Annotated in this window: 13 protein-coding genes and 1 pseudogene; 5 read left to right on the forward strand and 9 right to left on the reverse strand. The window is 73.7% G+C overall.

The genetic code is table 11. The annotated features are described in order from the left end of the window. Positions 1-106 precede the first annotated feature (106 nt). Genes RM445_RS09870 through RM445_RS09895 form a run of 6 tightly spaced genes read right to left on the reverse strand, consistent with a single transcriptional unit; the run spans position 107 to position 7829 of the window. On the reverse strand, positions 107-859 hold the full coding sequence (locus RM445_RS09870) for a maleylpyruvate isomerase family mycothiol-dependent enzyme (protein WP_311555859.1): 753 nt from the start codon (positions 857-859) through the stop codon (positions 107-109). 1 nt (position 860) lies between these two features. Continuing rightward, positions 861-1601, reverse strand: a complete 741-nt coding sequence (locus RM445_RS09875; protein WP_311555860.1) for an oxygen-binding di-iron domain-containing protein — start codon at positions 1599-1601, stop codon at positions 861-863. A gap of 54 nt (positions 1602-1655) precedes the next feature. Then, on the reverse strand, positions 1656-4547 hold the full coding sequence (locus RM445_RS09880; protein WP_311555861.1) for an ATP-binding protein: 2892 nt from the start codon (positions 4545-4547) through the stop codon (positions 1656-1658). A gap of 48 nt (positions 4548-4595) precedes the next feature. Beyond that, positions 4596-4931: a hypothetical protein gene (locus RM445_RS09885; RefSeq protein ID WP_311555862.1), complete on the reverse strand. Its 336-nt coding sequence runs from the start codon at positions 4929-4931 to the stop codon at positions 4596-4598. Further along, positions 4928-6646 carry a WXG100 family type VII secretion target gene (locus tag RM445_RS09890; protein ID WP_311555863.1) on the reverse strand — a complete coding sequence of 573 codons (1719 nt, stop codon included), beginning with the start codon at positions 6644-6646 and terminating at the stop codon, positions 4928-4930. The genes RM445_RS09885 and RM445_RS09890 overlap by 4 nt, the downstream gene beginning before the upstream one ends. 49 nt (positions 6647-6695) lie before the next feature. Further along, positions 6696-7829 (reverse strand): response regulator transcription factor, encoded by a 1134-nt coding sequence (locus RM445_RS09895; protein WP_311555864.1) that lies wholly within the window; start codon positions 7827-7829, stop codon positions 6696-6698. Positions 7830-7942: 113 nt separating this feature from the next. Between RM445_RS09895 and RM445_RS09900 the strand changes: the two genes are divergently transcribed. Beyond that, positions 7943-8353: a RidA family protein gene (locus RM445_RS09900; protein WP_311555865.1), complete on the forward strand. Its 411-nt coding sequence runs from the start codon at positions 7943-7945 to the stop codon at positions 8351-8353. Between the two features lie 28 nt (positions 8354-8381). Then, the gene (locus RM445_RS09905; protein ID WP_311555866.1) at positions 8382-9752 is read left to right on the forward strand and encodes an FAD-binding oxidoreductase; all 1371 of its coding nucleotides are present in this window, start codon (positions 8382-8384) and stop codon (positions 9750-9752) included. Positions 9753-9758: 6 nt separating this feature from the next. On the opposite strand, the gene RM445_RS09910 is transcribed toward RM445_RS09905, so the two are convergent. Together RM445_RS09910 and RM445_RS09915 are read right to left on the reverse strand one after the other, a co-directional pair. Next, positions 9759-10181 (reverse strand): hypothetical protein, encoded by a 423-nt coding sequence (locus tag RM445_RS09910; protein WP_311555867.1) that lies wholly within the window; start codon positions 10179-10181, stop codon positions 9759-9761. A 77-nt stretch (positions 10182-10258) separates the two neighbouring features. Beyond that, on the reverse strand, positions 10259-10780 hold the full coding sequence (locus tag RM445_RS09915) for a hypothetical protein (RefSeq protein WP_311555868.1): 522 nt from the start codon (positions 10778-10780) through the stop codon (positions 10259-10261). A 126-nt stretch (positions 10781-10906) separates the two neighbouring features. Between RM445_RS09915 and RM445_RS32350 the strand changes: the two genes are divergently transcribed. The 3 genes from RM445_RS32350 to RM445_RS09925 all read left to right on the forward strand — a co-directional run bounded on the left by RM445_RS32350 (position 10907) and on the right by RM445_RS09925 (position 12256). Beyond that, positions 10907-11062, forward strand: a complete 156-nt coding sequence (locus RM445_RS32350; protein ID WP_397469267.1) for a DUF4253 domain-containing protein — start codon at positions 10907-10909, stop codon at positions 11060-11062. A 115-nt stretch (positions 11063-11177) separates the two neighbouring features. Then, a complete protein-coding gene (locus RM445_RS09920; protein ID WP_311555869.1) occupies positions 11178-11870 on the forward strand; it encodes a DUF4253 domain-containing protein in 693 nt (230 codons plus the stop codon). A gap of 83 nt (positions 11871-11953) precedes the next feature. Then, a complete protein-coding gene (locus tag RM445_RS09925) occupies positions 11954-12256 on the forward strand; it encodes a hypothetical protein (RefSeq protein WP_311555870.1) in 303 nt (100 codons plus the stop codon). A gap of 31 nt (positions 12257-12287) precedes the next feature. Here RM445_RS09925 and RM445_RS09930 read toward each other — a convergent pair. After that, a pseudogene (locus RM445_RS09930) lies at positions 12288-12669 on the reverse strand (glycosyltransferase family 2 protein); the annotation flags it as partial. Between the last annotated feature and the right edge of the window lie 257 nt (positions 12670-12926).

A 12926-nucleotide genomic window follows, 5' to 3' on the forward strand; every position in this document is an offset into this window, starting at 1 on the left:
CCCGATGCACTCCTGCCGCGCCGTCGTCACTCCGCCTCCGCCTCCGCCAGTGCCATGGCCTCGTCGTGGTCGAGGAACGGGATCTCCTCGACGGCTCGGGCGGCGTTCACAGCGGGAGCGGGTGCGCCAGGACGCCGTCGCCCGATCCACGCCCGGACACGACACGGAGGAACTCGACGGCGTCGACCCGGGTCGGGACGGCGTCGCCGCGTACGAAGACGCCACCGGCAGGGCCCGTGAGCTCCAGGACGAATGGGTCGACGTGCGTCGCTGCCCAGTCGGACACCATGTCGGCCACCAGCCGTCCGTCGTGCTTGGAGGTGAGGTCGAGATTCGCGCCCGTCGCGCGGGAGATGTCCACGCGGTGCATCCAGACGTCGCGGGTGATGACGAGGTCGACGAGGTAGCCGACGGAGCGCCGGCCGACCACGGGGAACGTCACCGGCACGGCGCGCACCGGGCGCGGCAGTCGCTCCCGCAGCCGGGCGGCGGCCTCCGTGCGATCCGCCATCCGCTCGATCAGCTGTGCGGGCGACAGCGCCCGGCGCTCGCGGACCTGCACCTCGTTGACCCCGTCGATCAGCTCGTGCGCGCCGATCTCCCGGCGGACCCGGGGTGCGAGCCGCCACTGGTGGACGAACTCCCGCAGGGACGCGAACGCCTCGGTCTCGCCGACGATGTGTGCGGCGACGTCCTTGACCGTCCACCGGGTGCAGTCGGTGGGGCGCTCCCAGCCGTCCGGGTCCAGGCCGCGCAACATCTCGAGGAACCGCTGGTACTCGGCACGGGCCAGACGTGCGGCCTCCGGTCGGCCGATCGGTGGGACGTCTTGGACCGCGGTGCGGGTCACGGCAGCCATCTCACACCTCGGCCGCTGCACTGGCCAGAGTCAGTCGCTGCGCGTAGCCGTCGGCGAGGTCGCGCAACGCGGCGGCGCAGTCGCCGGTGAAGGACGGGCCGTGCATGAGTGCGAGGGTCCGGGGGGCGAGATCGGCCAGCGTGCGCATCGTCGGCGCCGTCGACGGCGTCAGGCACGTGTCGTGGAACATGTCCTCGGCCGCGAGCGCCGGGGTGACCATGTCCGTGTCGTGCACCAGCGCGGCGTCGTTCCCGACCCGGGTGAACAGGTCGCCGCACAGCAGCGTCCCGGTCGACTCGTCGAACAGGACCTGCGCCTCCCAGGCGTGCGGCACGTGCGGGGTGGAGATCTGGCGCAGCCGGTGCCCGCCGATGTCGAGCACCTCGCCCTCGGCCAGCGGCCGCGGTGGTCGGTCGGCCATGTCGGCGATCGAGATCATGCAGCCCAGCTCGCCGTGCGCCACCTGAGCGGCCGGCGCGGCGGCCAGCCACTGGTTCATCGACCCGCACTCGTCCGCCTCGACGTGGCCGAAGGTGATCCAGCGCAGCTGCTCGACCGGCATCACCCGCGACACGGCCTCCGACACGAGCGGGAACAGCGCGCGCGGGCCGCAGTGGAAGAGCAGCGGCTCCTCGGCGTCGACGAGGAACTGGTTCATGGTGAAGCCGGCAGGCGTGATGTCGGGCAGGTAGGTCGAGAGCCGGTAGAAGCCGTCGGCGATCTCGTGCACGGTGGTCTCCATGGCGACGATCCTGGTGGGGAGCGCGCCTCCGGTCGTGGGCGTCGTCCTACCCGGTTAGGGAGCGGCCGCTACCCGGTTTGCGCGGCCGAATGCGGCCAGCTCGGTGCGCGACGGGGAGCCGGTGCGGGCGAGCAGGCTGGCGACGTGGTGCTCGACGGTCCGCGGCGAGAGGAACAGCCGGGCGGCGATCTCCCGGGTGGGCAGGTCGTCCGCGACCAGTGCGAGTACGTCGAGCTCCCGGCTGGTGATCCCGAGCCGGCGCAGGCCCGGCGGGACGCTCGACTGCCCGCGCCCGCGACGGATCGCCGGAGCGCCGGCCTCGACCAGGAGCGCCCGGCATCTGCGGGCGACGCGGTCGTAGCCGCGCTCGGCGAAGAACGCCTCCGCCTCGCGGAGCCAGCCGGCGGGTTCACCCCAGCCGTCGCGGACGGCGGCCTCGGCGGTCAGACGCAGGGCGTACCACGACCATTCGCGGCGCCCGACCGCGGTGAAGGTGGCCTCCACCGCTGCGGCAGCCTCGTCTCCGCGCCCGCGGCGACCGAGTGCCACGGCGTCGATGAGAGCGAGCATCGGTTCACCGAAGCCCGCCCGGACGAACCGCGACCCCGCCACCTCGGCGCGGGCGTGCAGTCCGAGGTCGTCGTCGGACAGCGCGCGCACCAGAGCCCACAGCATCTGTCCCGGATAGACCGACTCCGCGTCCGGCGCCACGCGGGTGAACTCCATCGACCGGTCGAGGGCGTGACAGAAAGCGGACCGGTCCTCGCGGAGCGCGTGGTACGTCGCGCGGACGCGGCCCCACGCGTCGGCCTCGACCCGGGGGTCGCCCGGCGCCGCGGCAGCCGCCTCGGCCAGGACGGCCTCCATCGCGGCCTCGCGACCCCCGAGCGCATGCGCTCCCGCAAGCCAGAGCAGCGCCACGGGCAGGCTGGCGAGCCCGTAGCGGCGGCTGGCGTCGACGCAACGCTGTGCCGCCTCCAGGCAGCCGTCGTGGTCGAGCACGCCCAGCGCGATGTCAGCGAGGACGAGGTCCATCTGGGCGACCGTGAGATGTGCACCGGCGTCCGCGGCGACCCGACGGACCTCGAGCACCCGATCTTCACCGGGTGTCCGCGCCTCGACGAGCGCCAGCTCCTGCAGGGCGCGCAGCCGCCAGGTGGTGAGCCCGTGTCGCCCGGCGAGGTCGGCGGCCTGCCGGAACAGTGCAGCGGCGTCGGGCACCGTCTGCGTGAGGCGGCCGAGCACTTCGAGCGCCTCGCACTCGACGGCGGGTCGCCCCGCGGCGGCTGCACGGCTGATCGCCGCCGTTGCGAGCCGTCGGGCGTCGACGAGCCGGCCCCGGGCCAGCGCGACGTGCGCGTCGACGGCGTCCAGGGACGAGCCGGCAGCGTCACCGGGATCGCCTGCGGCTCGTGCCTGCTCGACGTCGGCTGCCGCGGCCTCGGCGTCGCCCGCGGCGAGGGCGGCCCGGACGAGGACGAGCAGGAGCTCGACGCGCCGCGCGGGCGGTGCTCCCAGCTCGTCGAGCCGGTTCAGCAACCCGTGCCCGAGCATGCGGGCCGGACCGGGCTTGCCGGCGGCGGCGAGGACGGCCACCAGGACCTCCTCGGCTTCCGCGGCACCCATGGAGCCGGGCGCAGCCAGGGAACGCGCGCGTTCGGCCGTCAGCTCGGCGCTGGCCAACGCTCCACGGATCAGGGCGCGCCGGGCGCTCTCGGTCGTGAGCGACGCGGCCGAGTCACGGTCCCCGGCGCCCTCGGCGAGTTCGGCCGCCAGCTCGCACCACGGGCCGGGCAGACCCGGGTGCGCCCGCTGCACCACGACGAGTGCCCGTGCCGACAGCTCGGCGCGCTCGGGTGGCAACAGCTCGGCGAGCACGGCTTCCCGTGTCAGTGCGTGGCGGAACCGGAACCGCTGCCCGTCGACGGTGACGAGCTGGGCGTCGACCGCCCGACGTAGAGACGCGACGGCCGTCGCGCCGTCGACGGCGGCCACGCCGGGGAGCAGATCCCAGTCGAAGCGCCGGCCCAGCACGGCCGCGGCGGCGAGCACCTGCCGGGCGTCCGCGTCGAGCACCTGCAGCCGGGTGCGCAGGGATCCGGCGAAGCTGGCGGGAACCGACGGGGTGGGCGCCTGCTCGGCCCGCCACCGGCCGTCCTCCCGGACCAGGGCACCCGACGTCACGAGCCCGGCCAGGAGCTCCTCGATCAGGAACGGCAACCCGTCGCTGTGCTCGGCGACGAAGGCCGGCACGGCACGGTCGACCTCGGCATCCGACAGGCAGGCGTGCACCATGTCCGCGCACTCGGCGTCCGCCAAGGGGGTGAGGGGCAGGACCGTGCCGATCCGCCGGCTTCGCAGCCCGTCGAGCAGGTCCGCGATGCGCGAGGGCCGGACGGACCGGGTGGTGGTCAGGCACAGCACCCGCTCGGCGGCGAGGGTGTCGGCGAGGTAGTCGACCACCGCCAGCGTCTCCGGGTCCGCCCAGTGCAGATCCTCCAGCACGAGCAGGCACCCGGTGGTACCGCCGAGCACCCGGAGGAGCCGGACCACCGCTTCGCCGACGAGCACGGGGGAGTCGTCGGCGCCGTCGGTCGCGTTGCGCGTCCCCCAGTCCGGCACGAGCCGGGCGAGCTGGGGGCCGAAGCCGGCCAGCTCGGGTGCGTCGGGAGGCTCCTTCCCTCGGCTCGCCACGAGCAGGGCCTCGCTCAGCGGACGGAACGGGAGCGGGGACCCGGCCGGGACGGCACGGCCGAACAGCACGAGAAGGCCGCGATCGGCGGCGAGCGCTGCTGCCTCCCTGGCCAGCCGCGACTTGCCGACGCCGGCCTCGCCCACCAGAGCGGCGAGCCCGCCTCGACCGTCGGCTGCGTCCGCGACGAGCCCGGCGAGGGCTGCCAGCTCTTCAGACCGGCCGACGACCACCGGACAGAGGACACCGTCCATCGGGAGCAGTGTGGCCCACACGGCCCGCACACCGGAGAAGTTGGGCAATCAGTAGTACTCGGCCGGGATGTTGCCGTCGCCCACGTACATGATCCGCACCTCCGTAGGCACGTGCCGGCGCAGGAGGCGGCACACGACCCGGCCCTGCTCGTAGAAGTGCTGCTCCTCCTCGGGGCCGGCGAAGGCCGAGCTCCGGGGGTCGTCCCAGTCGAGGATGCGCTGGTAGAGCTGGTTCCAGTCCTCGATGGCGGACATGACGTGGTCCGGCAGGGCGAACCGCCGCGCGAAGCCCGCGTCGGTGCGGGCCTCGAACCTGTCGTCGCCCTCGTCGACGAAGTAGGGAAGGAGCCCCCAGTCGGCTTCGAGGCGGATCGTGACCGTCATCGGTGACCTCCCTGCTGCAGGAGGTCCATCTCGTCGACGCTCAGCGGGCGCGCCGTCACGATGTAGCCGTTGGAGGCGACCACTACGACGACCGGTGTGTGGCGGCCGCCACCGAGGTCGACGTCGTACGCGACGCCGCCGTCGCGCACCTGTCCGAGCGACCGGCCCTGCGTGACGGCCCGGAGCGCCAGCCCGGGGATGTCGGCGTACGCCACCCCGCGCCGGGCGAAGTCGCCGATCCGCCCGGCCCGCAGGATGTGGCTCAGCCCGGACCGGTCGTCGCCCCGTTCCAGCCACACGACCCGCCCGTCCGGCGCCCGCGCGATCTGCACGACGTCCGTCGGGGTGATCTTGTGCCCGGCCGCGACGACCTCGTCGACCAGCGTCTGTCGCTGAGCTCCGGGCACCGCTTCACCCGCCCCGCCGTCCGGCGACGCCAGCATGCAGGTGTCCGCCGGCACCGGGGTCGGCGGCGCCATCGCCGTGGCGAGCCGCGCCAGCCGGTCCGCCCCCGCCGGGTGCAGCTCGCCGCGCAGCGAGGCGACCGCACGGAGATGGTCGTCGCGGATGGAGGACAGGGCCAGCTGCAGCAGGTAGGCGTCCTCCGCGGTCGCCAGGAACCGGCCCGGCTTGAACCGCACGAACACGTCGAGCACGTCGGCCACCGGGTGGTACCACTCGTCGCCCGACGCGTAGTGGACGACGGTGTCGCGGATGCGTCCCCGCGTGCGCTCGGTGAGGTCGGCGAGCCCGGAGCACGCCGACGCGATCCGCCCGCCCGTCCCCGCGAGGACTCCGGCGAGCCCCGACGTCGGGTCGGTGGACAGCGCTGCCCTCGTGAACCGGCGCACCTCCGCGAGCGTCGCATCGGTGTTCGCCGCCGTCAGCCTGTCGACCGCGGCGAACACGGCGTCGGCGGATCGGTGCACGGCCGCCGGGGAGGCCCGCCAGGCGTCGGCGGCGCTCCTCAGCCGATCGGGATCGGCGGTCGGCCAGAACACCTCGAGCTGTTGGGCAGGGGCGCCGCCCGCCGCCGGAGGTGGGCCGGGACCCGGGACCGATGCCCCGCGCGCGGCGATCGGGAGGAACGGTGCCGTCGGTCCGGCAGTCGACTTCCGCTCGGCGTCGGCCAGGTTGTTCCCGGTCAGGGCGAGGCCGCCGGCGATCCCGTCGATCATGAGCTGGCAGCTGCGCCAGCCCTGCCACGCGGCCGCGGCCATCACGTCGTAGTCGGCGCCGAACATCGCGCCGGCGTCGTCGCCTCCCGCCATCGCCGCGGAGCCGGTGAGCCGCGCCGCCAGTGCGGTCCACGCGGCGACCAGGTCGTCCGAGGCGAGGAGCACGGCCCGGACCGACGCCCGGATGTCCTGCACATCGGCCCGGATGCGGCCGCGCCCGGCCGCCATCGCGTGCACGACGACGACGGACGACGGCTGCCACGTCCGGTGGTTCGCCGTCTCAGCGGCGAGGTAGTTGGTCCTGGCGGCCTCCACCAGCGCGGCGAGTCGATCGAGGGTGCGGAACAGGCCCGCCGCGGCGTGCCGCCACTGCCGGTGCCGGTCGACGAACCCGCCGGCCGCGGCGCCGTGCCAGTTGCGGGCGAGCGGCGCGAGGTCGCGATCGAGCGCGGCGAGCCGGGCGTGCAGCTGTGTGCCGGTGCGCCGCGCGTGGGCGGACCACTCCGCCAGCGCCTCGGGCTCGACCGTCACCTGCACTCGACGACGGTGGCACAGCGAGACCCGCGCCCGTGGGCGTTCGGAAGAACTAGGCCGACGGCGTGAACCAGCCCGACGGCCCGACCGACTCCTGCGCGGCCAGTCGCGCAGCGTACTGGTCGAAGAACACCTTCGCCGTCAGCTCACGCCTGCTGCGCACCCCGACCTTCGCGAAGATCGACTTCAGGTGGTCCTGCACGGTGTAGGCCGACAGGTGCAGGGTGCGGGCGATCTCGGCGGTGTCGACGCCGCGCAGCACGAGCGCGACGACGTCCTGCTCCCGCGAAGTCAGCCCGAACGCCGCCACGACCAGCGGCACGATCTCCGGCGGCCGGGCCTCCTCGATCGTGACGACCACGTCCGTGCCCGTCCCGTCCCGCGACAGCAGCGGCGACGCGTGCGCGACGACCCACTGCCCGCTGCGGGTGCGCAGCCGCGCCCGCGGGATCCGCGGTGTGCGGCCCTGCGCGAGCATGCGGGCGGACCCCACGAGGGTGCGCAGGGAGAACGGCAGCGGGCCGATGTCGAGGTCGCCGCCGTCGGGCAGGTCCGCGACGCGGGCGTGCGCGGCCGGGTTCGCCTGCACGACGTCGCCCGACGCGGCGACCACGATCACGCCGGGCCCCTCGACGGCGGTCAGCGTCGCCTCCGCGGCGCCGGCGAGGATGCCCGTGCGGAAGCCGAGGGCGAAGGCCGGTGCGACGCTGCTGGCGAACGCCTGCTCAGCAGGGGTGAAGGCGCCACCGCCGTCGCGGAACAGCGCGAAGAAGCCCCAGGTGACGCCGTCCGTCCGGCATCCGGCGCGCAGCTCGTCCGCGAAGCCGTAGGTCGGCTCGTAGAACTCCGCGAAGCGCGGCGAGCGGCGGGGGTCGTCGCCGGTCTCGTGCCGGACGGCCAGGACCGCGCCCGGGCGCTGCAGGACGTCGCGGAAGTCGTAGAGGTCTTCTCGTTCGTACTCGTGGTACGCCCAGATCTCGTCCTCGTTGTCGGTCAGGCCGCCCCACTTGACCGTGCCTGTGAGGATCTCGGTGGCCGGGTCGACCGGCGCCATGCAGGCCGCGGTGAACGGGAGCGCGGAGCGCAGGACCTCGGTCGCGGCGAGGGAGAACGTCGGGACGTCCAGGCCGGCGACGGCGAGGCTCTCCACCCGGCTCCGGGCGCGCTCGGCCGGCATCAGAGGCATGGCATCCAGTCTGCGTGACGCGCGTGCGGGATGACCATCCCAGGTTTCTGGGGGTGCGGTTCCCCAGCTCGGTGGGATGGGCTGCCCGGCCGACCGGCACCAGGGTTGTGCCCATGACGACGGCGACCCACACCCCGGTCCGCATCAACCCGACCAGCTGGAACGTCCCGCTCGGGTTCGACCAGGCCCAGCTGCGCAGCGCCCCCGAGCGGCTGCTCACCCTGGCCGGCCAGGGTCCGGTGGACGAGTCCGGTGCCCTGCTGCACGAGGGCGACGTCACCGCACAGCTCGCGCTGGCAATGGCGAACGTCGAGGCCCTGCTCGCCCTGGGCGGCATGGACCTGCGCGACGTGCTGTCGATGACCGTCCACACGACCGACGTCGACGCCGCCCTCGCCGGCTACGGCGCGATCGTCGAGCGCCTCACGCTGGCCGGGGCCACGCCGCCGGCGACTCTCGTCGGCGTCACCCGCCTCGCGATCCCCGGCATGAACGTGGAGATCACCGTCCAGGCCGGCCGCTGAACCCCTTCCCGACAGGAGAAACACGTCCGTGAGCACCGCCTCCTCCCTCCCCGACACCACCGCTCTCGCAGCGGCCGTGGCCGGCCCGGTCCTCGTGCCGGGCGATCCCGGCTTCGCCGAGGAGGTCACCGGCTACAACCTCGCCGCCGTCACCGCACCGGCCGTCGTCGTGGGTGCGACCAGCGCCGACGACGTCGCCGAGGCCGTCCGCTGGGCCGTCGTGAACGACCGCAAGGTCGCGGTCCAGGCCACCGGGCACGGCCTGTACGCCGACCTCGGCGACACCGTGCTGATCTCGACCCGCCGGATGGACACGGTGAACGTCGACCCCGACGCGCGGACCGCGCGCGTCGGTGCCGGTGCACGCTGGCGCGCCGTGATCGACGCCGCCGCCCCGCACGGGCTCGCCCCGCTGAACGGCTCGTCGTCGACCGTGGGCGTGGTCGGCTACACCACCGGTGGCGGCCTCGGCCCGCTGAGCCGCCGCTTCGGGTTCGCCGCCGACCACGTCCGGCGCCTGGAGATCGTCACCGCGGACGGGCAGGTCCGCGAGGTCGACCCCGAGCGGAACGCCGACCTGTTCTGGGCGGTGCGCGGCGGCAAGGGCAACCTCGGGATCGTCACCGAGATGGAGTTCGACCTGATGCCGGTCGCCCGCTTCTACGGCGGCGGGATCTTCTTGCCGGCGGCGGCCGCGCGGGAGGTGCTGCACGCCTGGCGGACCTGGGCCCCGACCCTGCCGGACGACGCATCCACCTCGGTCGCGCTGCTCCAGCTGCCGCCGGACCCGGCGCTGCCCGAGCCGCTGCGCGGGCGGTACGCCGTGCACGTGCGGTTCACCCACCTCGGCACGGCGGCCGAGGGCGAGGTGCTGCTGGCCCCGATGCGTGCGGTCGCCGAGCCGCTGCTCGACGCCGTCGGCGAGATGCCCTACGCCGCGATCGACGCGGTGCACATGGACCCGCCGCAGCCGCTCCCGTTCGCGGACCGCGGCGCCACGCTGGCGTCGCTCCCCGCCGAGGCGGTGGATGCGCTGCTCGGGGTGTCCGGCCCCGAGGCCGGTTCGCCGCTCGCGATCGTCGAGCTGCGGCTGCTCGGTGGGGCGATCGCCCGCGCGCCGCAGGTGCCGAACGCCGTCGTCGGCCGCGACGCCGCGTTCTCGCTGGTCGCGATCGGAGTGCTGGCCGGCCCGTCGGCCGGTGGCGTGCCGGGCGCGCTGAAGGGCCTTGCTGCGGCCGTCGAGCCGTGGACCTCGGGTGCGCTGGTCAACTTCCCTGCTGACGGCGACCCGTGGAACGGTCCCGACCGCGAGCGGCTCGAGGAGATCGTGGTCCGCCACGACCCGGCCGGCACGTTCGCGACCAACCTCGCCCTCGCCCGCCGGTCGCCCGCACGCTGACGGTCTTCAGGGACGCGTGGACTCCCGGTCGGCCGCTCCGGTCGACTCCGGCACCCGCAGCCAGCTGTACGCGGTCTGCCGGGAGATCCCGAGCGCCTTCGCCATCGCTGCGATCTCCAGCTCCCGGTCCGCGCCCGTGGCCAGCAGCTCCCGCTGGCGTAGCCGCAGCTCCTCCATCTGCTCGGCGACCTCGCGCATCTGCGCGAGCAGAACCTCGGCGTCCGGACCTGCCCCGGCCCTGGACCGCCCGGGGCCGGGGCGCGGGAACCGGCGCACCTCGTCCGCGCTCCAGAGACGCCGTCCGTGGCGGTCCCGCTCGGTCAGTGGCGCCGGGGCCTGGTCGCGCGAGACGTAACCCATGAAGGTCAACGTCTTCACCCCCCAAGCCGCGGCACACTCGTCGGCCGTCCACGTCTCGATGTCGTCCACGGCCGCATCCTCCCGCAACTGTCGGTGGTCGTGCGGCCTCAACCTGTAGGTGTCGACTCGTTCTGTGCCACGGCCGTTCAGGACGTCCGCCTCCAGGTGGCGCAGCCCGACGTCTCGAAGTAGCCGCTGTCGTCGGTCAGCACGACGGTGGCCGGGTCCGGCTCGACCGCGCTCTCCGCGATGTCGCCGCCGGTCACGGCTTCGCGGAGGGCGTGCCGGCACTCCAGGCCGCCGACCGTCGTGTACGTGCCGGGAGCGACGTCCACCCCGACCTGCCAGCTCCCGTCGCCGAAGGCGGTGAGCACGCGGCCGGGAACGGACACGGTGCCGCCGAGGGCGACGCGCGGCTCGGGCGTGTGTCGCGCGGTGACCGTCGGGGCGGGGACGACCGCCGGCGCAGTGGCGATCGCTGCGGCGGTCAGGGTCACGGCGGCTCCGGCCGCCATACCGGCGACGACGCCCCACACGGCCGCCGGCCGCGGGCGGGGCATCACCGCAGGTGCGGGCGTCTGCGGTGGGGGTGCGCTGCGCTGCGCCGGGATCACGAGGACGGGCGCCTCGGTCGGACGGCGGTCCTGCGACGGCAACAGAGCGCTCATGCTTCCCCCAGATGCAGCGTGCTAACGCTGGGTACGTCGGCGTTCGACGCACTGTCATCACGGGTTTGGTCGTAGGTTCACCAATTTCAGTGACATGCGGAAACGCTGGAGGCCGTTCCCACGACGTTGGCGCGACGCCCGTCGAGTAGTCCGGTTCGCACGACCGGAAGGGCTCATCGGCACATCTGTTCGAGGAACTCCTGTGTCTCCGGGTCGGTGACTCTAAGTCAGTACGCGCGGAGGCTCCGCGGGGCGCGACAGTGGAGCTTCTGGTGGGACTGAGCAATGGTGCCGCGCTTCGTTGCCTTTGCGATCGCAAACGCCTGTGGCGGACCGGAACCACGGCCGCCCGGAATCCGTCCAATGCGCCATGACAACTCTCCACCCCCTGCCTCCTATGCGCACGCACGGCATCCTGCAGGTCAGCCGGGCACCACTTCCGCACCTCGAGTCCTACCGTCGCCTCCTGCTCGAGGCGCCGTCGACGAAGCGTTGTCCCGTCCTCCTGCTGGGCCATGCGCTGGTTTCGCTCCGATCGGGCTGGGATCCGGCGCCGGCGCTTACCGAGCTGGATCGACGCGACGCCGCGGCGGTGCTCGCCGAGGGGTATCCGGGTGGCTGTGTGTTCCACACGAGCTGCCTGGCACCGTTCGGCTCGTCGTTCCCCGGGTTGGCCGCGGCGGCGCCGGGCCTGCAGCTGCTGAGCCGGACGGAGATCGTCGAGGTGGCGGTCGACGAGGCACCGCTTGCGGGTGATCCTCTGCTCGCCCTCGTTCCCGTGGCGCGAGCGGCGGACGTACCGGTGGCCGTCGGGTGGACAGGTATGGCCGGCTCACCGCACGACGTCGTGGCGGTGTCCGCGGTCCTGCGCAGCTGGGAGGACAGGTTCGGCGCGACCCTGGTCGGTCTGGGGCATGCCAGCCTCGAACTCTCGGTGGCCGCGCCGCCGTGGGAGCCGACGGAGTGCCTGCCGATCGCCGCCGAGCACTACGCGTTCTGCGACGACACCTACCGGGGCAACCCGGGCACACTCCGGGACTACGCCAACCTGCTCCGCGGGAGCACGCGGTGGAGTTTCTGGTGGGGCTGACCGGCTGGGCTTTGCCGTGTGCGCGGGCTGCTACTACCGTGACGTGTGCCAGCCGTCACATGACGTGGATCACAGGAGGTCTCGTGAACCCACATCGTCTGCAAGGTCTTGTCGCCGCCGTGCCCGAGTCGATCGGCCCGGATCAACGAGGCCGGCTGGACGCGCACGTCGAGGCCGTCGGATCGTGTTGCACACGGATCATGGAGGTCAAGCAGGCGCTGCGCGGTGCCCTGGACGGTCGGGGTGGTTCCGCTCTGGACCTCGCCTGCGAGCTCGACTCGCTGGAGCGCGTCCAGGAGCGGCTCGATCGCTACCTCCTGGCGGTGGTCGAAGAGCTGAGCCACGTCTCGCGCGAGTCGGTCTACGACGACGGCGTCCCCGTCTGACATGGTGCCGACCTGAGTCTGCTCAGGCGGCGAGTGGGACGCGGCCGAGGCCTGCGCGAATGCGGTCGACCGGGATGCGGCCGCTGGCCAGGCCGCCGAGCACACGGGCGACACCCTTGAGGTCGGCGACCGCGGTGGCGACGATGTCGACGCGGCTGTCCGGGTCGTCCACCCAGTCGACGGGGATCTCGGTGGATCCGTAGCCTCGCCCGCTCGGCCAGCACCAGCAGCTCCGTGTCGAAGAACCAGCCGGTGTCCTCGACCAGCGGGAGGAGCTGCTCCGCGGCGTCGCGGCGGACGGCCTTGAAGCCGCACTGCGCGTCGCTGAACCGCACCTGCAGCACCGTGCGGAGGATGAGGTTGTAGCAGCAGGAGATGAACTCCCGCTGGGGTCCGCGGACGACCCGGGCTCCCGGGTCTCCTCGTTGTAGACGGGGATCACGACGTCGAGCACGGCCTCGTGGGTGCGAACGTCGACCGGTGCCCGCGCCGGCAGCGGGAGGGGAGCGGTCGAGGCCTGGCGAGTGAGGGTCAGCGCGGTCATTCCTCGAAGATTCGGCCCTCGGTCTGTCGCGGCCGTGTGGTGGCGCTGTGCCCTTCCTGTGATCGGCGATTGGGCGGCTGGAGCTGCAGCGGTGAAGCTTTCGGCGCCCGGACGTCGATCATGGGG

The sequence above is a fragment of the Pseudonocardia charpentierae genome (genome assembly GCF_031845345.1).
In the GTDB taxonomy this organism is placed as follows: Bacteria; Actinomycetota; Actinomycetes; order Mycobacteriales; family Pseudonocardiaceae; genus Pseudonocardia; species Pseudonocardia charpentierae.

What these genes read in the sequence shown, in the direction of transcription:
- RM445_RS09885 (WP_311555862.1), bottom strand. Translation starts at nt 4,931, where the DNA reads ATGACGGTCACGATCCGCCTCGAAGCCGACTGGGGGCTCCTTCCCTAC.
- RM445_RS09920 (WP_311555869.1), top strand. Translation starts at nt 11,178, where the DNA reads ATGCGCACGCACGGCATCCTGCAGGTCAGCCGGGCACCACTTCCGCAC.
- RM445_RS09915 (WP_311555868.1), bottom strand. Translation starts at nt 10,780, where the DNA reads ATGAGCGCTCTGTTGCCGTCGCAGGACCGCCGTCCGACCGAGGCGCCC.
- RM445_RS09875 (WP_311555860.1), bottom strand. Translation starts at nt 1,601, where the DNA reads ATGGAGACCACCGTGCACGAGATCGCCGACGGCTTCTACCGGCTCTCG.
- RM445_RS09880 (WP_311555861.1), bottom strand. Translation starts at nt 4,547, where the DNA reads ATGGACGGTGTCCTCTGTCCGGTGGTCGTCGGCCGGTCTGAAGAGCTG.
- RM445_RS09895 (WP_311555864.1), bottom strand. Translation starts at nt 7,829, where the DNA reads ATGCCTCTGATGCCGGCCGAGCGCGCCCGGAGCCGGGTGGAGAGCCTC.
- RM445_RS09900 (WP_311555865.1), top strand. Translation starts at nt 7,943, where the DNA reads ATGACGACGGCGACCCACACCCCGGTCCGCATCAACCCGACCAGCTGG.
- RM445_RS09870 (WP_311555859.1), bottom strand. Translation starts at nt 859, where the DNA reads ATGGCTGCCGTGACCCGCACCGCGGTCCAAGACGTCCCACCGATCGGC.